At 65.6% G+C, this 25,801-nt stretch carries 30 protein-coding genes; 25 read left to right on the top strand and 5 right to left on the bottom strand.

Annotated features, from left to right (window positions below; translation table 11 throughout):
* Positions 1–31: 31 nt before the first annotated feature.
* Positions 32–1,180, bottom strand: coding sequence for a M14 family metallopeptidase (locus AC3WJR_RS12780; protein ID WP_492725405.1), 1,149 nt, complete (start codon positions 1,178–1,180; stop codon positions 32–34).
* Positions 1,177–1,866, bottom strand: a complete 690-nt coding sequence (locus AC3WJR_RS12775; RefSeq protein ID WP_492725404.1) for a DUF4136 domain-containing protein — start codon at positions 1,864–1,866, stop codon at positions 1,177–1,179. The genes AC3WJR_RS12780 and AC3WJR_RS12775 overlap by 4 nt, the downstream gene beginning before the upstream one ends.
* Before the next feature lie 151 nt (positions 1,867–2,017).
* Between AC3WJR_RS12775 and ykgO the strand changes: the two genes are divergently transcribed.
* Positions 2,018–2,143, top strand: a complete 126-nt coding sequence (gene ykgO / locus AC3WJR_RS12770; protein ID WP_004210176.1) for a type B 50S ribosomal protein L36 — start codon at positions 2,018–2,020, stop codon at positions 2,141–2,143.
* Between the two features lie 7 nt (positions 2,144–2,150).
* A complete protein-coding gene (locus AC3WJR_RS12765; RefSeq protein ID WP_492725403.1) occupies positions 2,151–2,768 on the top strand; it encodes an HAD family hydrolase in 618 nt (205 codons plus the stop codon).
* Positions 2,769–2,916: 148 nt separating this feature from the next.
* Here the strand turns inward: AC3WJR_RS12765 and pyk are convergent, their stop codons facing one another.
* Positions 2,917–4,371, bottom strand: a complete 1,455-nt coding sequence (gene pyk, locus AC3WJR_RS12760) for a pyruvate kinase (RefSeq protein WP_492725402.1) — start codon at positions 4,369–4,371, stop codon at positions 2,917–2,919.
* Between the two features lie 82 nt (positions 4,372–4,453).
* Between pyk and AC3WJR_RS12755 the strand changes: the two genes are divergently transcribed.
* From AC3WJR_RS12755 to AC3WJR_RS12725, 7 genes are all read left to right on the top strand, one after another.
* A complete protein-coding gene (locus AC3WJR_RS12755; protein WP_354279266.1) occupies positions 4,454–4,750 on the top strand; it encodes a DUF1244 domain-containing protein in 297 nt (98 codons plus the stop codon).
* Between the two features lie 206 nt (positions 4,751–4,956).
* On the top strand, positions 4,957–5,196 hold the full coding sequence (locus AC3WJR_RS12750) for a DUF2312 domain-containing protein (protein WP_010160912.1): 240 nt from the start codon (positions 4,957–4,959) through the stop codon (positions 5,194–5,196).
* A gap of 136 nt (positions 5,197–5,332) precedes the next feature.
* Positions 5,333–6,076 (top strand): YebC/PmpR family DNA-binding transcriptional regulator, encoded by a 744-nt coding sequence (locus AC3WJR_RS12745; RefSeq protein WP_277968114.1) that lies wholly within the window; start codon positions 5,333–5,335, stop codon positions 6,074–6,076.
* Positions 6,077–6,364: 288 nt separating this feature from the next.
* On the top strand, positions 6,365–6,850 hold the full coding sequence (ruvC, locus tag AC3WJR_RS12740; protein WP_492725401.1) for a crossover junction endodeoxyribonuclease RuvC: 486 nt from the start codon (positions 6,365–6,367) through the stop codon (positions 6,848–6,850).
* Positions 6,851–6,983: 133 nt separating this feature from the next.
* Positions 6,984–7,580, top strand: a complete 597-nt coding sequence (ruvA, locus tag AC3WJR_RS12735) for a Holliday junction branch migration protein RuvA (protein ID WP_242138679.1) — start codon at positions 6,984–6,986, stop codon at positions 7,578–7,580.
* 14 nt (positions 7,581–7,594) lie between these two features.
* The gene (locus tag AC3WJR_RS12730) at positions 7,595–7,822 is read left to right on the top strand and encodes a type II toxin-antitoxin system HicB family antitoxin (protein WP_492725400.1); all 228 of its coding nucleotides are present in this window, start codon (positions 7,595–7,597) and stop codon (positions 7,820–7,822) included.
* The gene (locus AC3WJR_RS12725) at positions 7,800–8,018 is read left to right on the top strand and encodes a type II toxin-antitoxin system HicA family toxin (protein ID WP_492725399.1); all 219 of its coding nucleotides are present in this window, start codon (positions 7,800–7,802) and stop codon (positions 8,016–8,018) included. The genes AC3WJR_RS12730 and AC3WJR_RS12725 overlap by 23 nt, the downstream gene beginning before the upstream one ends.
* 16 nt (positions 8,019–8,034) lie before the next feature.
* On the opposite strand, the gene AC3WJR_RS12720 is transcribed toward AC3WJR_RS12725, so the two are convergent.
* Positions 8,035–8,940: a 2-hydroxyacid dehydrogenase gene (locus AC3WJR_RS12720; protein WP_492725398.1), complete on the bottom strand. Its 906-nt coding sequence runs from the start codon at positions 8,938–8,940 to the stop codon at positions 8,035–8,037.
* 59 nt (positions 8,941–8,999) lie between these two features.
* Here AC3WJR_RS12720 and ruvB point away from each other — a divergent pair, with 59 nt between their 5' ends.
* The 6 genes from ruvB to ftsH all read left to right on the top strand — a co-directional run bounded on the left by ruvB (position 9,000) and on the right by ftsH (position 17,502).
* Complete coding sequence (gene ruvB / locus AC3WJR_RS12715; RefSeq protein ID WP_492725397.1) at positions 9,000–10,022, top strand: Holliday junction branch migration DNA helicase RuvB; 1,023 nt, start codon at positions 9,000–9,002, stop codon at positions 10,020–10,022.
* Positions 10,023–10,090: 68 nt separating this feature from the next.
* Entirely contained in the window at positions 10,091–12,361 is a 2,271-nt protein-coding gene (gene ptsP, locus AC3WJR_RS12710) for a phosphoenolpyruvate--protein phosphotransferase (RefSeq protein ID WP_492725396.1), read from the top strand.
* 108 nt (positions 12,362–12,469) lie between these two features.
* Positions 12,470–13,390 carry a helix-turn-helix domain-containing protein gene (locus tag AC3WJR_RS12705; RefSeq protein WP_492725395.1) on the top strand — a complete coding sequence of 307 codons (921 nt, stop codon included), beginning with the start codon at positions 12,470–12,472 and terminating at the stop codon, positions 13,388–13,390.
* Positions 13,391–13,442: 52 nt separating this feature from the next.
* Positions 13,443–14,441, top strand: a complete 999-nt coding sequence (locus AC3WJR_RS12700; RefSeq protein ID WP_492725394.1) for a tetratricopeptide repeat protein — start codon at positions 13,443–13,445, stop codon at positions 14,439–14,441.
* A gap of 1 nt (position 14,442) precedes the next feature.
* Positions 14,443–15,468 carry a tRNA lysidine(34) synthetase TilS gene (gene tilS, locus AC3WJR_RS12695; protein WP_492725393.1) on the top strand — a complete coding sequence of 342 codons (1,026 nt, stop codon included), beginning with the start codon at positions 14,443–14,445 and terminating at the stop codon, positions 15,466–15,468.
* 81 nt (positions 15,469–15,549) lie between these two features.
* The gene (gene ftsH / locus AC3WJR_RS12690; protein WP_354279276.1) at positions 15,550–17,502 is read left to right on the top strand and encodes an ATP-dependent zinc metalloprotease FtsH; all 1,953 of its coding nucleotides are present in this window, start codon (positions 15,550–15,552) and stop codon (positions 17,500–17,502) included.
* Between the two features lie 159 nt (positions 17,503–17,661).
* Here the strand turns inward: ftsH and AC3WJR_RS12685 are convergent, their stop codons facing one another.
* Complete coding sequence (locus tag AC3WJR_RS12685) at positions 17,662–18,729, bottom strand: DUF3667 domain-containing protein (protein WP_492725392.1); 1,068 nt, start codon at positions 18,727–18,729, stop codon at positions 17,662–17,664.
* A gap of 71 nt (positions 18,730–18,800) precedes the next feature.
* Between AC3WJR_RS12685 and AC3WJR_RS12680 the strand changes: the two genes are divergently transcribed.
* The 10 genes from AC3WJR_RS12680 to AC3WJR_RS12635 all read left to right on the top strand — a co-directional run bounded on the left by AC3WJR_RS12680 (position 18,801) and on the right by AC3WJR_RS12635 (position 25,800).
* Positions 18,801–20,069, top strand: a complete 1,269-nt coding sequence (locus AC3WJR_RS12680; RefSeq protein WP_492725391.1) for a glutamate-5-semialdehyde dehydrogenase — start codon at positions 18,801–18,803, stop codon at positions 20,067–20,069.
* A 30-nt stretch (positions 20,070–20,099) separates the two neighbouring features.
* The gene (locus AC3WJR_RS12675; protein WP_354279279.1) at positions 20,100–20,354 is read left to right on the top strand and encodes a CopG family ribbon-helix-helix protein; all 255 of its coding nucleotides are present in this window, start codon (positions 20,100–20,102) and stop codon (positions 20,352–20,354) included.
* A 7-nt stretch (positions 20,355–20,361) separates the two neighbouring features.
* On the top strand, positions 20,362–20,646 hold the full coding sequence (locus tag AC3WJR_RS12670; RefSeq protein ID WP_492725390.1) for a type II toxin-antitoxin system RelE/ParE family toxin: 285 nt from the start codon (positions 20,362–20,364) through the stop codon (positions 20,644–20,646).
* The gene (locus AC3WJR_RS12665; protein ID WP_354279281.1) at positions 20,643–21,260 is read left to right on the top strand and encodes a nicotinate-nucleotide adenylyltransferase; all 618 of its coding nucleotides are present in this window, start codon (positions 20,643–20,645) and stop codon (positions 21,258–21,260) included. Before AC3WJR_RS12670 ends, AC3WJR_RS12665 begins: the two co-directional genes overlap by 4 nt.
* An 8-nt stretch (positions 21,261–21,268) precedes the next feature.
* Entirely contained in the window at positions 21,269–21,679 is a 411-nt protein-coding gene (gene rsfS / locus AC3WJR_RS12660; RefSeq protein ID WP_238542218.1) for a ribosome silencing factor, read from the top strand.
* 48 nt (positions 21,680–21,727) lie between these two features.
* Entirely contained in the window at positions 21,728–22,150 is a 423-nt protein-coding gene (locus tag AC3WJR_RS12655; protein ID WP_492725389.1) for a 23S rRNA (pseudouridine(1915)-N(3))-methyltransferase RlmH, read from the top strand.
* A complete protein-coding gene (locus AC3WJR_RS12650; RefSeq protein ID WP_492725388.1) occupies positions 22,151–23,344 on the top strand; it encodes a murein hydrolase activator EnvC family protein in 1,194 nt (397 codons plus the stop codon).
* A gap of 107 nt (positions 23,345–23,451) precedes the next feature.
* Entirely contained in the window at positions 23,452–24,795 is a 1,344-nt protein-coding gene (locus AC3WJR_RS12645) for a S41 family peptidase (RefSeq protein ID WP_492725387.1), read from the top strand.
* Between the two features lies 1 nt (position 24,796).
* Positions 24,797–25,264, top strand: a complete 468-nt coding sequence (locus AC3WJR_RS12640; RefSeq protein WP_492725386.1) for a disulfide bond formation protein B — start codon at positions 24,797–24,799, stop codon at positions 25,262–25,264.
* 2 nt (positions 25,265–25,266) lie between these two features.
* Positions 25,267–25,800, top strand: coding sequence for a demethoxyubiquinone hydroxylase family protein (locus AC3WJR_RS12635; protein WP_354279286.1), 534 nt, complete (start codon positions 25,267–25,269; stop codon positions 25,798–25,800).
* Position 25,801: the final 1 nt, after the last annotated feature.

Genomic DNA, 25,801 nt, shown 5'->3' with positions numbered 1-25,801 from the left:
CGTCGCTCGAAACGAACGGGGAGAGCGGGGCTCAGATCTCGTCGATCATCCCGGCCAGCACGTCCAGGCACGCATGCGCCAATGCCTTGGACCGCTCGCCCGACCAGCCGAATTCGGCATCGGGGTTGGGATCATGATCCTTGAACGGCATCTCCAGCGTCATCGACACCGCCCCGAACCGTTCCGCCACCTGGTTGGTCGACATCGACAGGTTCGCGCGCCCCGGTGCCGCCTTGTCATACCCCTTGGCGGTCTGGAAATCGGGCGTCACCGCCTCGAGCCGCTTCCCGAAATCGGTATATTTAGCGCCCTGCGCTTCGGTCCATGACGGGATCCCCTCGAACCCTGCAAAGAAGTTCGCCGGGATCGCCTCGTCGCCGTGGACGTCCATCGCAAAATCCACCCCGGTCCGGTCCATCGCGGCGAGCACGCACAGCACCTCGGGGCTTTTCTCCGCCGTCGGGGTAAGCCATTCGCGGTTGAGGTTCACCCCTGCCGCATTGGTGCGCAGATGCCCGCGGAACGACCCGTCGGGGTTCATGTTGGGCACGCAGTAGAAGGTCGCCTTCTCCAGCAGCGCGGCCACGCCCGGGGCAGCCGTGTCGGTCAGCCGTTCGAGCAGCCCCTCCATGAACCATTCGGCCATGCTCTCGCCCGGATGCTGCCGCGCATAGAACCACACCGGCTTCGCCCCCGTGCCGACCGCAAGGCAATCGATCGCGCGCCCGTCCAGCGTTTGCCCGAGTTCCCGATGCGTCACCCCCGGCGCGAGCGCGATGCGTGCGACGAGATCGTCGTGGCGTTCCATCGTATAGGGCTGGAAATAGGCGAACCACGCGAGGTCGCCGGTCCCGGTCCATTCGAATTCGAGCACCCCGTCGACATAGCGCGTCGGGATCATCCGCCAGTGGATCCGGTCGGTGCTGACGCGCACCTTGTAGCCCGGCCAGCCGAACGGATAGGCCGAGCCGCCGGCATTGAGGATGCGGAAAGTGCAGGTGGTGCCCTTCACGCCCGAGGCGCGGAAGTGGAACCACTGATAGAAATCCGACTGGCGATCATGCGCGATGTTGAGATCGATGCGGGCGGCATGGCTGCCCCCCGCTTCGATCCCGACCAGTTGGATGTTGCCGCTGTCGAATGCGGCGGTGATGGCGATGGTGTTGGTGAGGGCGATCATTTCACCGTGATAGTGCGCCCCGATTCCCCGGGGAAGCCCTGGAACAGCGCCGCGGCCAATTTCCGCGCGACCGCGTCGGGCTGTGCATCGCGAGCCCGCTCGTCCGCGCTGGTCTGCGCACGGCCTTCCCAGATGATCGTCTGGTCGCTGCGGCGGCGGATCTGCACCTGCATGTCGGTCAGCGCGATGGCGCGATACTTGGGCCGTCCGATCGGGAAGGAGATCCCGCCGCCGAGCCCCAGCCCGCCGCCGCGATACCCGCCGCCACCGCCACCGCCGCCGAGGCCGACCTGCACGCCGCTGCTCTGTGGCGTGGTCTCGCGGAACTGCCGGCTATAGCCGACGACCGCGAGATATTGCGACGACATCGGCGTGCTGGCGGTCGTGAAGCCATGCCGCAGTGCCTCGTCCTGAACCGCATTCGCGTAATTCCGGAACTCGAGGCCGGTCTCGATCGGGACTCGCTGCTGCGGGTTCTGCGGCGAGGGCTCGACGCCGACGTTGGAGCCATAGGTGCCATAGCGCCCGACCGTCCCGCGCTGCATCGGCTCGACCGCGATCGTGCCCGTTTCGAGCGGAGCGCCGAGATGGAAGCGGGTCACTTCCACCGGGCCACTCCGCGGCGTCGTTGCGCACGCCGTGAGCGAAGAGGCCGCCACCAATGCCAATCCCAAACCGATTTTCATGCGCTTGCGCCTTTAAGAGAACTTGTTGCGATGAGGTAACGCTTCGATGCCCGGTTGGGGTTCCGCGGCAACCCGATCTTGACTAAGCTTCCCGCGGCCCATATGCGAGCGCCTCTTTTCCACATTCCAGAATTTGCAAAGCGAATCGATCATGAAGATCCGCAATTCCCTGAAGTCGCTCAAGGGTCGTCATCGCGATAACCGCGTGATCCGTCGTCGTGGGCGCACGTACGTCATCAACAAGACCAACCGTCGCTTCAAGGCGCGCCAGGGTTAATCACCCGATGCGTGCCCGGACGCGTGCCGTCGTCTTCGACGTCGGCAACGTCCTGTACGACTGGAACCCGCGGTTCCTCTATGAGCGCCTGATCGATGATGATCGGGCGCTCGATGCGTTTCTGCGGGATGTCGCGACCAAGGACTGGCACTTCCAGCATGACGCTGGCCGCCCCTTCGCCGAAACCTCGGCGGAGCTTGCGGCCGCGCATCCGGATCATGCCCATCTAATCGCTGCATGGGGTCCAAGGTTCGTCGAGCAACTCGGGGGGATGCTTCCGGGAATGCACGCGCTTATCCTCGATATCGAGGCGGCGGGGGTGCCGCTGTACGCGATCACCAACTTTTCCGCCGAGTTCTGGCCGCCGTTCCGCGATCGTGAGGCGGAGCTGTTCGATCGCTTTGCCGATATCGTGGTGTCGGGCGACGAGTTGCTGACCAAGCCCGATGCGGCAATCTACCGCCTCGCGCTCGATCGGTTCGGGCTGGCGGCAGAGGACGCATTGTTCGTCGATGATCGCGAAGACAATGTTGCCGGTGCGCACAGCGTTGGTATGCCCGCTGTGCTGTTCACCGATGCCGAGACGCTACGCGCCGATCTGGTGAACTACGGAATTCTCAGTTGATCTGAAACGTTGTGCTCCTGCGCAGGCAGGAGCCCAGGGTCACGGGCGTGGCGCTTCGCCACTCTGAACTCCTGTCCGTGCACGAACACGAGCGCAGCACGTAAGCGCGCCAGGGTGAACCCCGGGACAAAGCCCGGGGTTACCGAAATCAGCCGTAATCCTTCAACTCATCGCCGACGATCCGCACCACGTGGAGCACGTTGGTCGACCCCGGAGTCTTGAACGGGACGCCCGCGATGATGATCAGGCGGTCACCGGCCTTGGCGATCCGGTGGCGCAGCGCCATGCGCTTGGCCTTGGCGACCATCGCCTCGAACGAATCGACGTCCTTGGTGTGGACCGCATAGGCGCCCCACAGCAGACCTGCACGCCGCGCGGTCTCGATATTGGGGGTCAGCACCATCAGCGGCACGCCCGGCCGCTCGCGTGCGACACGACGTGCGGTCGAGCCCGAAGCGGTGAAGCAGATGATCGCCGCGGCATCGACGGTATGCGCGATGTTCTTGGCGGCTTCCGACAAGGCGTCCGCCGTGGTCGGGTCCGAATGGATCTGCGTGAAATGAATCCGGTCGCCATGCGTCGGGTCCTTTTCGACCGCTTCGCCGATCGCATTCATCATCGCGACCGATTCGGTCGGCCATGCGCCCGCGGCACTTTCCGCCGACAGCATGATCGCATCCGCACCGTCATAGATCGCGGTCGCGACGTCGGAGACTTCGGCGCGAGTCGGCGAGGGCGACGAAATCATCGATTCGAGCATCTGCGTCGCGACCACCACCGGACGGCCGAGCCGGCGCGAGACTTCGATGATTCGCTTCTGCAGCGGCGGAACGCTCTCCGGCGGCAATTCGACGCCGAGATCGCCGCGCGCGACCATCACGCCGTCACATGCCTCGACGATTTCCTCGAGCCGCTCGATTGCGGAGGGCTTCTCGATCTTGGCGAGCAGCGCGGTCTTGCCGCCGATCAGCTTGCGCGCCTCGGCCAAATCCTCGGGCCGCTGGACGAAGGAGAGCGCGATCCAGTCGACGCCTTGGTCGACCGCGAAGGCGAGATCGCTGCGATCCTTCTCGGTCAGCGCGGCCATCGGCAGCACGACGTCGGGAACGTTGAGCCCCTTGTTGTTCGACAGCGCGCCGCCGACGACGACGTCGGTGACGATCGTCGTCTCGGTGTGGCTGGTCACGCGCAGCACGAGCTTGCCGTCGTCGAGCAGCAGGCGCGCGCCCGGCTCGATCGCCTCAAAGATCTCGCGGTGCGGCAGTTCGACGCGAGTCGCATCGCCGGGGGTCGAATCGCGGTCGAGCGTGAAGCTGCTGCCGGTGACGAGCTCAACGCGTCCGCCTTCGAACTTGCCGACGCGCAGTTTCGGCCCCTGCAGATCCGCCAGGATCGTCGAGGGCCGGTTGTAGGTCTTCTCGAGCGCGCGGATCGCCTGGATCACCGCGACCTTCGACTGCTGGTCACCGTGGCTCATGTTGACGCGGAAGGCGTCGGCGCCCGCCTCGAACAGCGTGGCGATCATTTCGGGGGAGTTGCTTGCGGGACCGAGCGTCGCGAGAATGCGGACTTTGCGCGCGCGGGGGCTGATGGCCTTTGTCATGGAATGTCCTTGCCCTGGGGAGTGGCGTTGCGCGTGCCGCTCTAACCCCTATCTCCGCACGATCAACCTTTGGAGCGCATCGATGACCGATTTGAATGACCTAGACGATTCGGTGGCGGCCGATGCGTTCCGCCGGCTTGTACGGCATCTGCGCCACCGCGACGATGCCCAGAACGTCGACCTGATGGGTCTGGCCGGCTTCTGCCGCAACTGCCTGTCGGATTGGGTGCAGGAAGCATCGCACGGCACGCTCGACAAGGATGCGGCACGCGAGACGATCTACGGCATGCCGTATTCCGAGTGGAAGACGCATCACCAGGGCGACGCGACGCCTGAGCAATTGCAGCGGATGAAGGACAGCGTCGCCAAGAATGCATGAGCCGTGGCGGGCTAGGGGGGTGACGCGGGGCGCGCGGATGGGTAAGGCCCGCGTCCACCGCCATTCGCCCTGAACCGCCACCGAGCGTGTCGATCCGGCGTATCGCCAAGCGCCCGCTTCTCCGCGTGTCGCCTCCGATACGCCCAGACGCTGCCCGGCCCCTGTTCGGGACGGATGGTCCACGATCTGTTTGCAGGGGACTTTTCATGAGCGAGACCATCGCCGCCGACCAGCTACGCCTTCTCATCGAGCGCATCGAGCGGCTCGAGGAAGAGAAAAAGGGCATCGCGGACGACATCAAGGATGTCTACGGCGAAGCCAAGTCGACCGGGTTCGACGTCAAGACGATCCGCACCATCGTGCGCCTGCGCAAGATGGAAAAGCATCACCGCGACGAGGCGGAAATGCTGCTCGAGACCTACAAGCAGGCGCTCGGCCTGGCGTAAGCGCCGACCGACCTACACTCTTGCCGTCATGCCGGACTTGTTCCAGCATCCACTTCGCCCCGGACGGTATGCGATGGGGCACAGGACGGATCCCGGCCAAGCGCCGGGGTGACGCGCAGGCAAAGCAGAGAGACCCATGGCAGGCCATTCCAAATACAAGAACATCATGTACCGCAAGGGCGCGCAGGATAAGAAGCGCTCGGGCATGTTCTCCAAGCTCAGCCGCGAAATCACCGTCGCGGCGAAGATGGGCCTGCCCGATCCGGACATGAACCCGCGCCTGCGCATGGCGATCAACGCCGCCAAGGCGCAGTCGATGCCCAAGGACAACATCCAGCGCGCGGTCGACAAGGCATCGAAGGGCGATACCGAGAATTACGAGGAAATCCGCTACGAGGGCTTCGGTCCCGGCGGTGTCTCGCTGATCATCGAGGCGCTCACCGACAACCGCAACCGCACCGCGACCAACGTCCGCACCGGCATGGCCAAGAACGGCGGCAACTTGGGCGCGTCGGGCTCCGTCAGTCATGCGTTCGACCGGATGGGGCTGATTTCCTATCCCGCGTCGGCGGGCGATTCGGAGAAGGTGTTCGAGGCGGCGCTGGAAGCAGGGGCCGAGGACGTCCAGTCGAGCGACGAGGGTCACGAGATCTGGACCTCGAACGAGTCGCTCCACGAAGTCGTGACGGCGCTGACCCCGGTGCTCGGTGAGCCCGAGGGCGCGAAGCTCGCGTGGCGTCCGCAGACGATGGTCGAAGTCGGCGAGGACGATGCCGCGACGCTGTTCAAGCTGATCGACGTGCTCGACGACGATGACGACGTACAGACGGTCTGGGGCAATTACGAAGTATCCGACGCGATCCTCGAAAAGCTAGGCTAACCCTTCCCTAAAAGCCCCTCCCCTTCAGGGGAGGGGTTGGGGTGGGGCAGTGTCTCACCGAGAAGGGCTCAAGTAAGGATTCATCACGCAAAGCCGCAAAGCCACGAAGAGAAGAAGTTTATGTCTCCCGGCACGCCGGGCAAATCACCTCCCTGCCTTCAATCTTCGTGCCTTCGTGCCTTCGTGCGAGAACCCCTTCCTCAACTTGGCCAAACCAATGACAGTCCCAACACCTTCTTCCTTCGCGGCTTCGCGCCTTTGCGTGAAACCCCCTTCGCCCGGCCAGAAATGCTGATCCTCGGCCTGGACCCAGGCCTAGGCACCACCGGCTGGGGCCTGATCCGAGCCGAAGGCAACCGCCTGAGCCACGTCGCCAACGGCCGCCTTAAGACCGACACCGCCGCCCCGCTCCCGCGGCGGCTGGCGCATCTCGACGCAATGCTCGCCGCGCTGATCGTCGATCTCCAGCCCGACGCCTGCGCGGTCGAGGAAGTGTTCGTCAATTCCAACCCGCAAAGCACGCTCAAACTCGGCCAGGCGCGCGGCGTCGTGCTGTGCGCGGGTGCGCGAGTCGGGCTGGAAGTGGGAGAATATGCCGCAACCCTGGTCAAAAAGGCGGTCGTCGGTGTCGGAAACGCGGACAAAGCGCAGGTGCATGCGATGGTTTCGCGCCTCCTTCCGGGCGTGAAGATCCACGGCGCGGATGCGGCGGATGCGCTCGCGGTCGCGATCTGCCATGCGCACCATATGGCGAGCGCGCGGCGCATTCCCTGATTTCGCTTTCCCCGCGCCGCCCGTTCCGGTTACGCATCGGTACCGCCGCCACGCGATTGGTGGATATTGGCCCGTCTGACTAATTGCACTGTTTACAAGGACTTACGCTAATGCCTCGTTTGGCGCCTGTGCGATGATTGCTCACTTACGCGGCGTCCTCAGCGCGACCGATCTCGATCATGCGGTGATCGACGTCGGTGGGGTCGGCTACCTCGTCGGGGCCTCCTCGCGCACGCTCTCGGCAATCGGCCCGGTCGGCGAGCCGGTGATGCTCCACACCGAGATGCTGGTCGCCGAGGACTTTATCCGTCTCGTCGGTTTCGCAAGTGCCTCGGAACGCGACTGGTTCCGCCTGCTGACCGGCGTCCAGGGCGTCGGCGCGCGCGTCGCGCTCGCGATCCTGTCCGCGCTCGAACCGACCGACCTCGTCCGCGCGATCGCCGCGCAGGACAAGGCGATGGTCGCGCGCGCCAACGGCGTCGGCCCCAAGCTCGCCGAACGGATCGTCCGCGAACTCAAGGACAAGACCGGCGGCATCGCGCTCGGCAGCGGCGGGAGCGGGATGGTCGCTCCGGTCGGTGCGGGCGCGGATGCGGTATCAGCGCTGCTCAACCTCGGCTTCCGCCCAGCGGAGGCGAGCAGCGCAGTCGCGGCGGCGGAGGAAGAACTTGGCACAGGTGCAACGCTCGACGCGCTGGTCCGGCTGGCGCTGCGCAAGGCGGCGCGGTAACAAGGATTGAGGAGATGATCATGCAACTATCCGCTGTCCTGACCCCTGCCGAAGAGGGCGGATACGTCGCTCACAATCCGGAAACCATGACGACCACCGATGGTGAGACGATAGAAGAAGCTTTGGCAAACCTCAGAGAAGCAGTTGAGCTCTATCTCGAAGAAGCGCCTTTGCGTGTTCGCGGCAATATCCTTCTCAGTACCATCACTGTGAACGATAATGCCTCGTCTGCCGCGGCTTAGCAGTCGCGACGCGATCCGGGCGTTGGAGCGACTCGGTTTTGTCCGGGTTCGCCAGAAGGGCAGTCATATCGTTCTCCGGCGTGGTTCGTTGACCTGTGTAGTGCCCGAGCGCAGTGAGCTGAAACTTGGCACACTCTCCGGCATTCTCGCTCAGGCTGATGTCACGGTCGACGAACTGCTTGAGGCGATGAAGTGATTGTCGACGTAACGCGCTAGCGCTCCGCAACCGCGCTCGGCAACGGCTCGCCTGCAAGATGCGCATCGAGATTGGCAAGCACCAGCGCCGCCATCGCCGCGCGGGTCTCGACCGTGGCGCTCCCTTGATGCGGCGATAGGACAACGTTCGGCATCGTCTTGAGCGCATCCGGCACGGCGGGTTCGTCCGCGAAGACGTCTAGCCCGGCGCCTGCGATCCCGCGCGCTTCCAGCGCTGCGACCAACGCGCGTTGATCGACTAGGCTGCCGCGCGCCACGTTGATGAGCACGCCATTGCTGCCCAGCGCCGCCAGCACCGCCGTATCGACGATGCCCTGCGTATCTGCACCCCCGGGAGCAGCAAGGATCAGCACGTCGCATGCGGCGGCCAGCGCAGTGACGTCCCGCACGAACTGCCACGCAACCGGTTTCTCGCTACGCGCGGTGTAAAGGATGGCGCCACCGAACGGCTCTGACCGCCGTGCGATCGCCTGCCCGATCCGGCCCAGCCCGAAAATCCCGATCTTCCGCCCGCTCGCGCGCCGGGCGAGCGGGACATTCCAGCCGCCGTCGCGCACTATGGCGTCGTTCGCGGCGATCCGCCGCTCGACCGCGAGCCATAGACCGATCGCAAGATCGGCGACGTCATCGGTCAGCACGTCGGGGGTGTTGGTCACGCGAACCCCGCGCGTTTTGGCTGCGTCCAGGTCGACGCCGTCATAGCCAACGCCGTTGATCGCAATGATCTCCAACGCCGGCAACCGCTCGATCAGCGCGGCGTCGATCACGCTGCTCCCGCCGCCGCAGATTGCGCGCGTCGTGGCGGGCGGATCGCCTCGATGCACCGTGAAGCGCTGCTCGAGCGCCGCGACCAGATCGGGGGCCATGTCGGCGATGAGATACAGATCGGGAAGGTCAGCCATCGCCACACCTTACCCGCTGTGCCTTGCCCCGCCCAGCCACCGCGCGCTATCGCGACACGATGACCGAAGACCGCATCCTCAATGCTACCCGCACGCCCGAGGACGTCGATGCCGCGCTGCGCCCCAAGTCGCTCGACGATTTCGTCGGGCAAAAGGCCGCGCGCGAGAATCTGCGCGTCTTCATCGCGGCGGCGCGTGCGCGGGGTGATGCGCTCGACCATGTGCTGTTCTTCGGGCCGCCGGGGCTCGGCAAGACCACGCTCGCGCAGATCATCGCGCGTGAAATGGGCGTCGGCTTCCGCGCGACGTCGGGTCCGGTGATCGCCAAGTCGGGCGATCTCGCGGCGCTGCTGACGAATCTCGAGGATGGCGACGTGCTGTTCATCGACGAGATCCACCGCTTGCAGCCTGCGGTCGAGGAAGTGCTGTATCCCGCAATGGAGGACCGCGCGCTCGACCTGATGATCGGCGAGGGGCCGAGTGCGCGCAGCGTCCGGATCGACCTTCCGCGCTTTACTTTGGTTGGCGCGACGACGCGGCAGGGGCTGCTCACTACGCCACTGCGCGACCGTTTCGGCATCCCGGTGCGGCTGTCCTTCTACACGGTCGAGGAATTGACGCGGGTCGTGACGCGCGCGGCGGGGCTGCTCGGCCTCGCGATCACCCCCAAGGGCGCGACCGAAGTCGCGCGCCGCTCGCGTGGGACGCCGCGGATCGCCGGTCGGCTCCTGCGCCGCGTTCGTGATTTCGCGCATGCCGCCGGACGGGAAAGCGTCGATGCGACCGAGGCCGACCGTGCGCTCAACCGGCTCGAGGTGGACAAGCTCGGGCTGGACGCGATGGACCGGCGCTACCTGATGATGATCGCGGACATTTATCGCGGTGGACCGGTCGGGGTCGAAACGCTCGCGGCGGGCCTCAGCGAACCGCGCGACACGGTCGAGGAAGTGATCGAGCCATATCTGATCCAGCTAGGCCTGATCGCGCGCACCGCGCGCGGGCGGTGCCTGAATGCAGGCGGGTGGAAGCATCTCGGGCTCAATCCGCCCGCCGGAAGCCAGGAAAGCCTGTTCGACGGCTGAGTTGCCGGCAACATTTCGTTGTGCGCCGCAAGATGGAACGCAGCCAAGCAATCTGTTAGCGCCATAGCATGCCATCTGCCGCCGCCTCCGCCCGCGAAATTCTCGTCCGTCTTCATGATGTGATGGCGTCGCGAACGCCTGCACAAGCCAAGCTCAACGCGGTCGTCGGGATCGTCGGCGAAGCGATGGCGAGCGAGGTCTGCTCGATCTACCTGTTGCGCGAAGGCGTGCTCGAACTGTTCGCGACCCGCGGTCTCGCGCAGGAAGCGGTGCATGTTACCAAGATGGCGCTGGGCGAGGGGCTGGTCGGGACGATCGCCGAACAGGTCGAGACGCTCAATCTCGACGAAGCCGCGTCGCACCCCGATTTCGCCTATCGCCCCGAAACCGGCGAGGATCGCTTCCACAGTTTCGCGGGGGTGCCGATCATCCGGCGCGAACGCGCGGTCGGAGTGTTGTGCGTCCAGCATGTCGAATCGCGCCGCTACGCCGATGTCGAGATCGAGGCGCTGCAGACCGTCGCGATGGTGCTGAGCGAACTGATCGCCAATGCTGAGCTGGTCGACGCAAGCGGTGCCGCGACGATGCGTCCGCAATCGACCGCGCCGATGCGGATTGCCGGGCTGAAGCTCGTCGACGGCATGGCGAGCGGTTGCGCGGTGTTCCACCAGCCACGCGTCCACGTCGAGCACACTGTCGCCGAGGACGCCGAGGCCGAGCGTCACCGGGTCTATGCCGCGTTCGACAAGATGCGCGATCAGATCGAGCGGCTCGCCAGCCAAGCCGAATTCGGTGGTGGCGGCGAGCATGAGGAAGTGCTCGAGACCTACAAGATGTTCGCCTATGACGAGGGCTGGAGCCGTCGCATCAACGAGGCGATCGACAGCGGCCTGACCGCCGAGGCTGCGATCGAGCGCGTCCAGCAACGGACTCGGATGCGGATGCGGCAGATCGACGACCCGTTGCTCGCGGACCGGATGCACGATCTCGAAGATCTGTCGAACCGGCTGCTCCGGATCGTCTCGGGACAAATGGGCACCGCCGCGCAAATGGGGCTGCGGCAGGACACGATCCTGATCGCACGCAACCTCGGACCAGCCGAACTGCTTGAATATGACCGTCGCCGGCTGAAGGGCGTGATCCTCGAGGAGGGCTCGCTCACCGCACATGTTACGATCGTCGCGCGGGCGATGGGCGTTCCGGTGCTCGGTCGGGTGCGTGATATCCGGCGGCTGGTCGGGGAGGGGGACATGCTGTTGCTCGACGTAACCGCAGGCAACGTCTTCGCGCGGCCGTCGTCCGCGATGGAGGAAGCGTTCGATACGGCGCTCCAGGTCCGCCAGAAACGCCGCGCGGTGTTTGCGTCACTCAAGAATGTTGCCCCCGTCACAAAGGACGGCCACCGCTTGACGCTGATGGTCAACGCCGGGCTACGCGACGACGTCGCCGCGCTCGACATGACTGGCGCGGACGGGATCGGACTGTTCCGCACCGAATTCCAGTTCCTCGTCTCGGCGACGTTGCCATCCCGCGAACGCCAGCAGCGGCTGTACCGAGACGTGCTTGAGGTGGCAGGTGATCGCCCGGTGGTGTTCCGCACCGTCGATATCGGCGGGGACAAGGCGCTGCCCTATCTCAACAAGACCGACGCCGACGAGGAAAACCCGGCGATGGGCTGGCGTGCGCTCCGGCTCGCGCTCGAACGCGGCGGGCTGATGAAGGTCCAGGCACGCGCCTTGCTCGAGGCGGCGGCGGGGCGGACGCTCAACGTGATGTTCCCGATGGTCAGCGAGCCGTGGGAATTCGACGAGGCGCGCGCCTTGTTCGAGGCGCAGCGTGACTGGCTATCGGCACGCAACAAGAAGCTGCCGTCCGAAATCCGCTACGGCGCGATGCTCGAGGTCCCGGCGCTTGCGGAACAGCTTGATCTGCTGCTCCCCAACATATCGTTCCTGTCGGTCGGCACCAACGACCTGACCCAATTCCTGTTCGCTGCCGATCGTGCAAACCCGAAGCTCGCCGAGCGCTATGACTGGCTGAGCGGGGCGATCCTGCGCTTTCTCGCTAAACTGGTCGACCCGACCCGGGCGGCCGGGGTGCAGCTCACCGTCTGCGGGGAAATGGGCGGACGGCCACTCGAGGCGATGGCGCTGATCGGGCTGGGGATCGAACGGCTGTCGATCACTCCCGCCGCGGTGGGTCCGATCAAGGCGATGGTCCGCACGCTCGACCGTGCAGCGCTGACGGAATATATGGCGACATTGCTCAAGGCGCCCCCGCGCGACATGCGCGGCGCGCTGGCCGAATGGGCGCGGCAACACGGCGTCGAACTGGCGTGAAGCACGCGTAGCGGACGCGCAAGGCGTTGACTTGTCCCGCTCGCTTTGTGAGACACGGGGGCGAGGGCCGGACGCACCTGGGGCGCAACCGTTCGACCGGAGGACTGCATGACCGATCCGACACCGCCTGAAGAGGCGACGCTGTTCCCAAAGACAGCAGGGGAGCGGCTGCGCGACGCGCGCGACGCAATGGGGCTTTCGCTCGCCGAAGTGGCTGCGCGGACGCGTATTCCCGTGCGTCAGCTCGAGGCGATTGAGGAATCCAATTTCGCGGCCTTGCCGTCGATCACCTATTCGGTCGGTTTTGCGAAGGCCTATGCCCGTGCGGTCGGCGTCGACGAAGTGTCGATCGGACGCGACATTCGCGGTGCGGTCGACAAACCAAGCACTCCGCGCCGGGTCGAATATCAGGCGTATGAAATCGTCGAGCCATCGCGTGGCCCGACCCGCGGGCTCGCGTTCGGCGCCATGCTTGCGGCGGTGATCCTGCTGATCGGTGCCGGATTGTGGTATGGCACTGGCCTGTTCCGGAGCGAGGAAAATATCCCCGCCGGCACGGCGCCGGTTGCCAGCACGGTTCCGGTTGCCCCGCCCGCGAGCGCACCGATCCCCACGCCGAAGGACGGCCCGGTCGTGCTGACCGCAACCGACGAGGTATGGCTGAAAGTGTACGATTCGGCGAACAAGACGCTCTACATCGGGACGCTGGCACCGGGTGAGGCGTACACCGTTCCCGAGGATGCGGTCGGCCCGATGATCAACGTGGGACGTCCCGACAAGCTGCGCGTCACGGTCGGCGGGCAGCCGATTGCACCGCTGGGCGACGGCAAGCGTGCGATCAAGGACGTCAAGGTCGACCCCGCTGCGCTGATCGCGCGCGGACAGCCTGCGGCCACCCCGACCGATGCCGCCGCGACATCGCAAGGCGATCAGCGTCCGGCCCCCGCTGCAGCTAATGCGCTCAATATCGCCGCGCCGACCTCGCCTGAACCTGGCGCCGCTGGCGGCAGCAATCGTCCCACGCCGTGATGCCTGAAGCGATCGCCGTGATTTGTCCTTACCTCGCACCGGGGGGTGCATGATGCGCCGTTTTCCAATCGTTACGATCCTGCTCGCGGCGTCCGCGCTTGGCAGCACACCCGCGGTTGCCCAGTCCAACGTTGAAGGCCGCGTCGGGCGGCTTGAGAGCGAGATGCGCGCAGTCCAGCGCAAGGTGTTCCCGGGTGGCAACGCCTATGTCGAACCCGACAATGTCGCAGCGCAGCCACAGACCGTGATCCCAGGGACGCCTGCCGCAAGCCCGGTGGCGGACCTCACTGCGCGCGTCGACTCACTCGAATCGCAGCTTCGCCAGATGACGGGCGAGATCGAGACCAATCAGCACCGGGTCGATGTGCTCGAGGGGCGTCTGAAGACGCTGGAAGCGGACGCAGCCGCGGCACGCGCCGCCGCCCCGCCCCCGAGCAGCTCGTCTGGCGGGTTCGGCGATTCACCCGCCGATCAGCCGGCGATGGAGCGTCCCGCCGATCGGCCCGCTCCGACGCGGTCGCCATCGGGCGGTGTCGGGCCGGGGCGTGGCGGCGGTACGCTGGAGGCCCCGACGATGGGCGATCCCACGCGCGGAGCGCCTGCGGTAACGAACGCCGCGGCCACGACCAGCGTCGAGCGGCCCGAGACCGGCGATCCCGTCGAGGATACCTATCTCTACGGTTACCGGCTGTGGACGGCCAAGCAATATGCCCAGGCCGAGACGCAGTTCAAAACCGTCGTCAGCAAATATCCCAAGCACAAGCGCGCAAGCTATGCGCAAAACCTGCTGGGCCGATCGTATCTCGATGACGACAAGCCGTCGCTCGCCAGTCTCGCCTTTTACGATAGCTACAAGAACTGGCCGGACGGCGACCGCGCACCCGAGAGCCTGTTCTACCTCGCGCAGGCGCTGGTGAAACTCGACAAACCCGCGGCGCAGGTGTGCAAGGTCTATACCGAGCTTCAACGGACCTATGGCGCCAAGGTCGACGCCGACGCGCGCATGAAGGCCGGCGTCGCCAAGGGGCGCGCGGCGTCGAACTGTTCGTGAGATGACGCGCCCCGTTCCGGGGCTTGATCCCGCGCAGGTGGCGCGGTTCGGCGTGGATCTCACGCAGACGTTGGGCGGGCCGTTACCGCAAGGTGCATCGCTCGCGCTCGCCGTGTCGGGCGGACCCGACAGCATGGCGATGCTTGCTTTGGCGACGGCCGCGTTTCCGGGGCAGATCCGTGCCGCGACGGTGGATCATGGCTTGCGCCCGGCGGCGGTCGACGAAGCGGCGATGGTGGCACGCTGGTGTGCCGCCGCGGGCGTGCCGCACCAAACATTGGAGTTGCGCGATGCGATCGGCCCCAGCAGGATTCAGGAGACGGCGCGCGCGCTGCGCTACGATCTGCTCGGACGCTGGGTCGCCGAGATGGGGGCGGTTGCGCTAGCGACTGCGCATCATGTCGAGGATCAGGCCGAGACGGTGCTGATGCGTGCGGTCCGCGGGAGCGGTCCGGCGGGGCTGGCCGGTATTCGGTCTCACCGAATTGCGTTTCAAGGGGGAGAGACCCCGACCGGGTTTGCGATCGTTCGACCCCTGCTCGGATGGCGACGTGCTGATCTTCGCGCGGTGGTGGTTTCCGCCGACGTGCCGTTCGTCGATGACCCGAGCAACGCCGATCAGCAGTTCGAACGCGTCCGGGTTCGGCGCTTGCTTGCGGAAACGCCGTGGCTCGACCCGGTGGGGCTTGCCCGCACTGCGCAGCATGTGGGCGAGGCGCATTCGGCGCTCGAAGAGATCGCCGAATGGCTGTGGAGCGAGCGGCTCGTCCCGGTCGGTTTGGAGGGTATCAAGCTGCGCATCGCGGACTTGCCGCGCGCGGTGCAGCGGATGCTGGTGCGCAGGGCCATTCTCGATATTCGTCAGTCCGCGCGAATCACCCGCCCCGCGTTCGATCATTCCAGCAACATCGAGCCATTGCTGACCGCCCTTCAGGCCGGCATTTCGGCAACGCAAGGCGGCGTGATGGGGTCTGCAGACGCCGGAATGTGGCGATTCGACACAGAACCGCCGCGCCGATCACGCTGATCGACGATTCCCCTGTGACGTTCCATTGCCATTAATCCTTCTGTGCTTATCTTCAGGGTTCGAGAAAGGTACGACCCACCCATGAACGATAACGAAAAGCCGCCCGAAGGGCCGAACCCCTGGATGAAGTCGCTGCTTATCTGGGTCGGTATCCTGGTAGCACTCGCGCTCTTCGTAACGTTGATCGACACGCGGACCGCGACGACCGGTGCGAACCAGATCGCCTACTCCGCCTTCCTCGACAAGGTCGAGGGCGGCACGGTGCGCGACGTCAATATCGCAGGCGAGGTCGTCACCGGCACCTATACCGACAACACCAAATTCCGCACCTTCGCCCCGCAGGACCCGCGTCTGACCGACCGCCTGCGTGAAAAGGGCGTCGTGATCAGCGCCAAGCCTGAAGATGGCGCGCCGATCTGGCAGATCCTGTTGATGCAGTCGCTGCCGTTCTTCCTGTTCCTTGGCCTTGGCTACTTTGTGCTTCGCCAGATGCAGAAGAACAGTGGGTCGGGCGCGATGGGCTTCGGCAAGAGCCGCGCAAAGATGCTCACGCAGAAGGAAGGCAAGGTCACCTTCGCCGATGTCGCTGGCATCGACGAGGCCCGCGAGGAACTGGAGGAGATCGTCGAGTTCCTCAAGGACCCGACCAAGTTCGCGCGTCTCGGCGGCAAGATCCCTAAGGGCGCGTTGCTGGTCGGCTCGCCGGGTACCGGCAAGACGTTGCTTGCCCGCGCGATCGCGGGTGAAGCAGGTGTTCCGTTCTTCACCATCTCGGGTTCGGACTTCGTCGAGATGTTCGTTGGTGTCGGTGCAAGCCGCGTCCGCGACATGTTCGAGCAGGCCAAGAAGTCTGCGCCGTGCATCGTCTTCATTGACGAAATCGACGCGGTCGGTCGTCATCGCGGTGCCGGGCTTGGCAATGGCAATGACGAGCGCGAGCAGACGCTCAACCAGCTGCTGGTCGAAATGGACGGGTTCGAGGCGAACGAAGGCATCATCATCATCGCCGCAACCAACCGTCCCGACGTGCTTGACCCTGCGCTGCTGCGTCCGGGCCGGTTTGATCGTCAGGTCGTCGTGCCTCGGCCCGACATCGAGGGTCGCATCAAGATCGTCGAAGTGCATATGAAGAAAGTGCCGCTTGCGCCCGACGTCGACGCACGTGTCATTGCGCGCGGTACGCCGGGCTTCTCGGGTGCCGATCTTGCCAACCTCGTCAACGAGGCGGCGCTGACCGCGGCGCGCAAGGGCAAACGTCTGGTTGCCATGGCCGAATTCGAGGAAGCCAAGGACAAGGTCATGATGGGTGCCGAACGGCGCTCGATGGTCATGACCGAGGACGAGAAGCGGATGACCGCCTATCACGAGGCTGGCCATGCGATTGTTTCGATCCACGAGGCGGCATCGGACCCGATCCACAAGGCAACGATCATCCCGCGTGGCCGCGCTCTGGGTATGGTGATGCGTCTGCCGGAGCGGGACTCCTACAGCTATCACCGCGACAAGATGTACGCGAACCTTGCGGTCGCCATGGGCGGTCGTGTCGCCGAGGAAGTGATCTTCGGGTACGACAAGGTTTCGTCGGGGGCGTCTTCGGACATCCAATATGCGACGGGTCTGGCTCGCGACATGGTCACCAAATGGGGCATGTCGGACAAGGTTGGCCCGGTCGAATATGCCCAGCCGGAAGGCGAGTCGTTCCTCGGCTATTCCAGCTCGCAGCCGGTTCGCATGTCGAACCAGACCGCGCAGCTGATCGACGACGAGATCAAGACGATCGTCCAGGGTGGCCTCGACCGCGCCAAGCATCTGCTGACGCATCATATCGATCAGTTGCACCTGCTCGCAGGGGCGTTGCTCGAATATGAGACGCTCTCGGGCGACGAGATCAAGTCACTGATCGCGGACGGCAGCATGTCGCGGGACGATGGGCCGAAAAGCCCGACCGTCCCCGGCGCGGGCACGTCGATCCCCAAGACGCGGCGACCCAAGGGTGGTGGCCCGTTCGGTAGCCCGGCACCAGCCGGGGCCTGAGCCACACAGGAGTTCGGAACAAGGCGTCGTCCCGACCGGGACGGCGCCTTTTTTCGTATCGGGCACCGTCATGAGATGGCCTGGTATCGATGCGACCCGACTATTCTCACGTCCCCGCTGACCATCCTGTGGCCAACACTTTACCGATAGCTGTCGCGCCTATTCGGCGATCATCCCCAGCACCCCGACGAAGAACAGCAAGCCCGCCAGATACGCCGAGCACACCAGCGCCACCGTCCGCCACGCTGCGCCCAACCGGCTGAGCCGATACGCGCCCTTGAGCTGACGATACATGTGCAGCGGTGGTCCCAGCACGAAGATCGTCGCGATCAGTTTGCCGGGAACCCCGATCGCGAGCAGGATCGTGAGGAACACCGTCCCCATCGTCATCGCCGACAACGAGTAGATCGCGAAAATCGCGTGATCATACGGTCCGACATCGCGTCGGAACGCGAACAGCAGCCAGATGAACGGCAGCGAGATCGGAATCAGCGCCCAGCTGAACTTATATGCGGTCGATTGCAGCTTGTAGAGGAACAGCTTGGGTTCGGCGAAGGCGTGCGCGATCCGTTCATCCAGCACCGCGCTGCCGGTGTTGATCTCGCCCACGGTGATCGGTTTGCTAAAATCGCCGCGGGTCAGCGCCTTGGCCGATTGCAGCCCCTCCGCGGTCTTGCGCAATGCCTTCAGTTCGATTGCGATTTCGGCGGTGTTACCCGCCTGATTGCGGCGTTGCTCGAGCGCGGCGATCCGGACCTGGGTGTCGTCGATTTCGGCTTGCAGCTTTGCAGGCGTCATTTTCGCGCCCTGCCGTTCGGCCACACTGGTGCCGCCAATCGGGCCGCCCACCGTTTCGAACGTCGCGACCATCAGGAACACCGAGAACAGGAACAGCGCCAGCGGCGATACGAACCGTACGCGTTCGCCCGCAATATAGCGCCGGGTCAGTGCGCCGGGGCGGGTGAACAGCATGGGGAGCGTTCGCCAGATCTTGCCCTCGAAATGGAAGACGCCGTGCAACAGGTCATGCCCGATCGAGGCCAGCGTGCGATGGACATGCGCTGCCTGGCCGCACCGGTAACAGAAATCGCCCGAAAGCCGTGTCCCGCAATTCAGGCACAAGCCAGCGGTCGTATGCCCTTGAGCCGCCTGATCTCGATAGGGGTCGATTGCGTGCGCCACGAGTACCCCCGTCGCTGCATCCCCCGCCGCCGACAGTTCGCTCATGCGCTTTTCCCCTGATGCGCGGCGCAGATAGGCTTTGCCGCAATCCCCGGGGTCATGATAGCGAGCCCGTAATGACCGATGCAACCGCCCTTGTTGCCGACCTGACGCGCGCTGCGCGCGCCGCCGCACGAACGCTCGCCACCTTGCCGACCGCGACGAAGGCGAGCGCGCTGCGCGCCGCGGCGGATGCGTTGCGCGCGGCCGAAGGGGCGATCGTTGCCGCCAATGCGGTCGATATGGCCAAGGCAACCGCCGCCGGGCTTTCCGACGCGTTGCTCGATCGCCTGCGGCTCGACGGCGCGCGCGTGGGTGCGATGGCGGACGGCGTTGCCGCGGTCGCAAGCCTGTCCGACCCCATCGGCGCTTTGATCGATGAGCGGGTGCGCCCCAACGGGCTGGTGCTGCGCCGGGTTCGCGTGCCCATCGGGGTGATCGGGATCATCTACGAAAGCCGGCCCAACGTCACCGCCGACGCAGCGGCGCTTGGCGTGATGGCGGGCAACGCCGTGATCCTGCGCGGCGGGTCGGAGGCGATCGAAAGCAACCGCGCGATCCACGCCGCGCTGATCGATGGCTTCGCCGCGCACGGTGTCCCCGCTGACGCAGCCCAACTCGTGCCGACCATCGATCGCGCTGCGGTCGGCGCGATGCTCACTGCGGACGGATCGAGCGGCGGCGCGGCGATCGATCTGATCATCCCGCGCGGCGGCAAGGGCCTCGTCGCGCGCGTCCAGGCGGAGGCGCGCGTACCGGTGCTCGCGCATCTCGACGGGATCAACCACGTCTATGTCGATGCCTCCGCCGATCCGGCGATGGCACAGGCGATCGTCCGTGACGCCAAGCTTCGCCGCACCGGTGTGTGTGGCGCGATGGAGACGCTGCTGATCGACCGCGATTATCCGCAGGCTTCGGCGCTGGTCGCAGCCTTATCCGACGCCGGGTGCGAGGTCCGCGTCGACGCCACATTGGCGCGGCACTTTCCCGATTTGCCGCACGCGAGCGACGCCGATTGGGATACCGAATATCTCGATGCCATCGCCTCCGCCGCGCTGGTCGACGGGGTGGACGGAGCGATCGCCCACATTGCGCGTCACGGGTCGCACCATACTGACGCAATCATCGCCTCGGACTCGGTGATTGCCGACCGTTTCCTCACACAGGTCGACAGTGCGATCGTGCTGTGGAACGCCTCGACGCAATTCGCCGATGGCGGCGAGTTCGGGCTCGGCGCGGAAATCGGCATCGCGACCGGGCGGCTGCACGCCCGTGGTCCGGTCGCACTGGAAGGGCTGACAACGTATAAATGGGTTGGCTACGGGACTGGCCAGGTGCGGGGTTGACCGTCTGCACCGCTTGTATACATCTGGTGCATGAGCAAGACATCGGTCATCACGACGCGGCTCGACGCGGAGACACTCGCATCTGTCGACCGTATCGCCGCGGCGCAGGGGCGTAGCCGCGCCTGGTTTGCGGCGGAGGCCATTCGGCGGACGGTCGAAGCGGAAGCGGAATTTGAGGCGTTCGTTCAGGCTGGCATCGATTCGGCGGATCGTGGCGAATTGACCGGTCAGGATCAGGTCTTCGAGGATCTCAAGACGCGCAGGCAACAGCGCGGCGTCGCTTGATCCTGCGGTGAACAGGATCGAGTGGACCGGACCCGCCATCGCGGATCTGTACGATATCGACGATTACTGGTCGGCATATTCGAATGACGCAGCCGAGCGCATGGCGGATCGGATTCAGGCGGCTGCGGCCTTCCTTGGAACCATGCCGCGCGCAGGACCCGTCCTGCGGCGGGAGGACGCGCGAAAATGGCGGATCCCCGCGTCGCCCTATATCCTGATCTACCGGGTGCTTGATGACCGGATCCAGATCCTTCGCATCCGTCACGGACGCGAGAACTGGACGTTCGAATGACTCGCATCGGCATCCTCGGCGGGTCGTTCAATCCCGCGCATGCTGGGCACCGCGCGATCAGCCTTGCCGCGATCAAGGCGCTGGGCCTGGACGAAGTATGGTGGCTGGTCTCGCCGGGCAACCCGCTCAAGCAGACCCGCAGCGACATGGCGCCGTTCGCCGCACGCGTTGCGTCCGCGACGCGGATGGCCCGCCGCGCACCGATCCGCGTCAGCACGATCGAACAGCGCCTGGGCACACGCTACACCGTCGATACCGTCACCAAATTGCGCCGCCTTTACCCCAAGAAGCACTTCATCTGGCTGATGGGGGCGGACAATCTCGCGCAGTTCGACCAGTGGAAAGGGTGGCGCAGAATCGCGCGTGAGGTTCCGATTGCGGTAATCGCGCGTCCGGGGTATGACAGCGATGCTCTCGCGGCTCCCGCGATGGGTTGGTTGCGGCGCGCTCGTCGGCCCGCACACCAGGCGAAGAACTGGACGCAGTGGAGATTGCCGGCCCTCGTGCTGTTGCGCTTCCGCCCCGACCCGCGCTCCGCGACGCAGCTTCGTGCTGCAGACCCCGCCTGGCAGCGGCATTTCCTGCCAGATGCTGTCACTTCCCCTATAGAATAGGAATCGCCTTGGCTTCATCTTCTCCTGTGTATCGCGCGTCCGAACCCGATGAGGTCGAGGCGCTGCATCGGCTCGTGCTCGCGTCGCTCGACGACGATCAGGCGGTCGATACCATCTCGATTCCGCTCGCGGGCAAATCGACGATCGCGGACTATATGGTGATCGCAAGCGGTCGCTCGACTCGTCAGGTCGCGTCGATGGCGCAGAAACTGTCCGAGAAGATCAAGGGCGAACTCCGCCGGTCGACCCGGATCGAGGGCCTGCCCACCGCCGATTGGGTGTTGATCGATGCAGGCGACGTGATCGTCCATCTGTTCCGCCCCGAGGTTCGCAGCTTCTACAATCTCGAGCGGATGTGGGCCTTCGGCGACGCGCCGACCCCGCCCGCCACGCCCGACCCGTTCGGCGGCGAAGCATAAGGCGATCCGTCCGCGCCACGGCGCGGGCGGACGGACAGGTGGGGACCAATGCTGCTGCATATCGTTGCGCGCGGGCGGATCGGGCGTGGGCCCGAGTCCGAACTGGTCGATCGCTATGTCAAACGGCTGAACTGGCCGTACAAGCTGACCGAGTTGCCCGACACCGGGGGCAAGATGCCCGTGGTCGATCCGGGCACGCGGATCGTGCTGCTCGACGAGACAGGTGTTGTGCTCCCTTCGCGCGAGATTGCCGACACGCTCGAGAAATGGCGTGATTCCGGCGTACGCGAAGTCCGCTTCCTGATCGGGGCGGCGGACGGTTTCGACGATGCCGCGCGGGCGGAGGCGGATCTGCTGTTGAGTTTCGGCCGGGCGACCTGGCCGCACTTGCTCGCACGCGCGATGCTCGCGGAGCAATTGTGGCGCGCAACCAGTATCCTCGCCAACCATCCGTACCACCGTGAAGGCTGAATGCGCGCACGCACGCTGCTGACGCTGGTCGCGGCAGGATCGCTGTGCGCGACAAGCATGGCGCCGGCGCAACCCTCGCTCGATCGGCGCACGCAATTGTCACGGGCTAGGGCGGACTCGCGCGCGGCGGCCGAACGGTCGGCGGCGCTTGAGCAGCGTGCGAACGTGGAGCGGGATCAGGCGCGACAGGCGCTCGCGCGTGAAGCGGCGGTGGCCGCGCGGATCGAGCAGGCGGAAGCCGATATCGTTGCGAGCCAGGCGCAGGTTTCGATCGTCGCCGGTTTGATGGCAGCGCAACGCGCCCAACTGGCTGCGCAGCAACGTCCCGTCGCGCGTCTGCTTGCGGCGTTGCAGTCGCTGGCGCGCCGCCCTGCGGTGCTGAGCGTGGTGCAGCCCGGATCGCTCGACGATCTGGTCCATGTTCGCGCGGTGCTTGCCGGAGCATTGCCGGTGCTGCGGGCGCGAACCCAACGCGTCCGCAAGGAGCTAGCGCGTGCGCGGCAGCTCCAGACGCAGAGCGCGCTGGCGGGGCGGGCGCTCGCCGAGAGCCGGTCGCGGCTGGAGGGACAGCGGCTCGCGCTCAACCGTCTCGAACTGGCACACCGTCTGCGCGCGCGGTCGCTGGGACGCAATGCATTGTTCGAATCGGATCGCGCGATTGCGCTGGGGGAATCCGCGCGCGAGATCGTCGACTTGATGGATCAGGCCGACTCCCAGTCTGCCACGGAACGGGCGTTGGCAGCCCTGCCGGGTCCCGGTCCTCGTCCGGCGCGCGCGGGGGTCACCGGAACGACGGCCATACCCCGCTGGCCGGACGGCGCACCGTATCGCTTGCCGACGACGGGCAAGCTCGTGACCGGTTTCGGCGAACTCTCTGACGCGGGCGTACGGTCGCGCGGGATGACGTTCGCACCCGGCAGCAGTGCCGCGGTCGTCGCCCCGGCGGCCGGGCGCGTCGCGTTCGCGGGTCCGTTTCGCGGCTATGGCACGATCGTCATCCTCGATCATGGCGGGGGATGGACCTCGCTCGTCTTCGGGCTGGGGGCGACGCCGCTCTCGGTCGGGCAGCGCATAGGCCAGGGAAGCCCGATCGGGACAACCCCCGAGGCGGGCCCCGCGGCGGAGTCGCCGCGCGTAACGGTGGAGCTGCGGCGGCGCGACCGCGCGATCGATTTCACCCCGCTGCTGGGATGATCACCGCACCGCCTTGTTCCACTTGCGTTCATGCGCCATGTGCTTTGATCAACCCATAAACCCGGCTAGGGTATGATCTGCCCTCCTGCCGCTCGAGTATTCCGCCAATGTCGCGTTTCTCAACGTCCCTGCTGCAAGCTACCGCGATCGCGGCAGTGCTGGCGATCGTGCCGGTGGGGACCAGTGCGATGGCTGCAATCGATACCGGCACCTATCGCGAGATGTCGGTGTTTCTCGACGTCTACAATCGCGTGAAGGCAGAATATGTCGACAAGGTCGACGACAAGACGCTGGTGAAGGGCGCGATCGACGGGATGCTCGCGGCGCTCGATCCGCATAGCGCCTATGAAACCGGGCTCGATTACGACAATCTGCGGATCCAGACGCTCGGCAGCTACGGCGGGCTTGGCCTGACGGTGACGATGCAGGATGGCGCAATCAAGGTCATCGCGCCGCAGGAAGACACGCCGGGCGGGCGTGCCGGGATCAAGTCGGGCGATTACATCACGCATATCGACGGCAAGCTGATCTTCGGCCAGTCGCTCGACGAGGCGATCACGCAGATGCGCGGGCCGCCGGGGTCGAAGGTCAGCCTCACCCTGCTGCGCCCGGGCCGCGACAAGCCGATGGTGGTTGCGCTGATCCGCGAGAAGATCGTCCAGAAGCCGGTCAAGTGGAGCGTCAAGGACGGTGTCGGTGTCATCAACATCAATACGTTTTCGGAACACACCGGCGACGCGGTGACCGCCGCGATCAAGGGCGTCCAGAAGCAGCTGGGGCATGATCCGCTCGGCTATATCATCGACTTGCGCGACAATGGCGGCGGCTTGCGTGACGAATCGATCGCGGTCGCGGACAATTTCCTCAGCAGCGGTGAGATCGTGTCGCAGCGCGGCCGCGACAAGGCGGATATCGAACCTTTCTATGCCGAAAGCTATGTGAAGGGCGACCTTACGCACGGGGTACCGATCGTCGTGCTGACCAACGCGGGCACGGCCTCGGCATCGGAAATCGTTGCGGGCGCGTTGCAGGATCATCACCGCGCGCTCGTCATGGGCGAACGCTCGTTCGGCAAGGGCTCGGTGCAGACCGTGATCGACCTCGGCGCGAACGCTGCGTTGCGGCTGACGACGTCGCGCTATTACACGCCGTCGGGCCGGTCGGTGCAGGAAGGCGGGATCGAGCCCGACATCGCAGTGCCGCAGATTTCCGATCCGGATTACAAATCGCGCCCCGTCTTCCGTGAGGATGATTTGCGCCGCCACCTGATCAACGAGGTCAAGGCGGACAATGCCGCGATCGAGGAAGACACCAAGACCGACCCACGCTTCGCGGCAACGCCCGAACAGCTGAAGGCCAAGGGCATCGAGGATTTCCAGATGAGCTACGCGCTCCAGACGATCGGTCGTCTCGGCACCGTGGCGCCGCGGTCGGCGACGGCCTCCAAATAACATGACAACCGATCGCTTTCCGCTCGCGCGCCTGCTGGCGCTGATCGTGCCCGGGGCACTGCTCGGCGGCGCGCTCGCGTCGCAATATGTCGGCGGGCTGTATCCGTGCGAATTGTGCTGGTTCCAGCGCTATCCGCATATCGTCGCGCTCGTCCTCGCGGTGCTTGCCTTCGTCGTGCCGGGGCGGGGGACGCAGCGCCTGCTCGTTGTGCTCGCCGCGGTCGCGGTTCTGGTCAGCGGCGCGATCGGCGTGTTTCACGCCGGGGTCGAATATCACTGGTGGCAGGGCTTCACCGAATGCACCTCGACGATGACCGGGCCGGTCACGCTCGAGTCGATCATGAAGGCACCGATCGTGCGCTGTGACGTTGCGCAGTGGACGCTGGGCGGCATTTCGCTCGCCGGGTTCAACGCGGTCTTTTCGATCGCGGGGGCAATCGCCATCTTCTGGGCATTGCGGAGGAAATGAGCATGAGCTGGAAACCGGGTGACGCGCGCCGCGCGAGCCGATCGATGATCCGGGTCGATCAGGCCGGGGAGTTCGGCGCGACGCGGATCTACGCAGGGCAATTGGCGGTGCTTGGGGATCGCAGCCCGGCGGCGCGCGCGATTGCGGGCATGGCCAATCAGGAGGAGCGCCACCGCGCATTCTTCGACGCGATGATGGCGCGTCGCGGGGTTCGCCCGACCTTGCTCGAGCCGATCTGGAACGTCGCGGGCTTCGCGCTGGGTGCGGTGACCGCGGCGATCAGCCCCGAAGCCGCGATGGCGTGTACCGCCGCGGTCGAAACCGAGATCGACAAGCATTATGAGGATCAGCTCGTCGCCTTGGGTGACAGCGATCCAGAGCTGACCGACGCGATCCGGGACTTCCAGGCCGAAGAGGTCGAGCACCGCGAAACCGCGCTGGCCGCGGGTGCCGAAAGCGCAGTCGGCTATCCGGTATTGAGCGGGCTGATCCGGCTCGGCTGCAAGGTCGCGATCGCGACAGCCAAGCGTATTTGAC

This window comes from Sphingomonas sp. FW306-05-A, from assembly GCF_058782275.1.
Note: the sequence above shows the minus strand (reverse complement) of the source record. Positions and strands in the feature narration are given on the sequence as shown.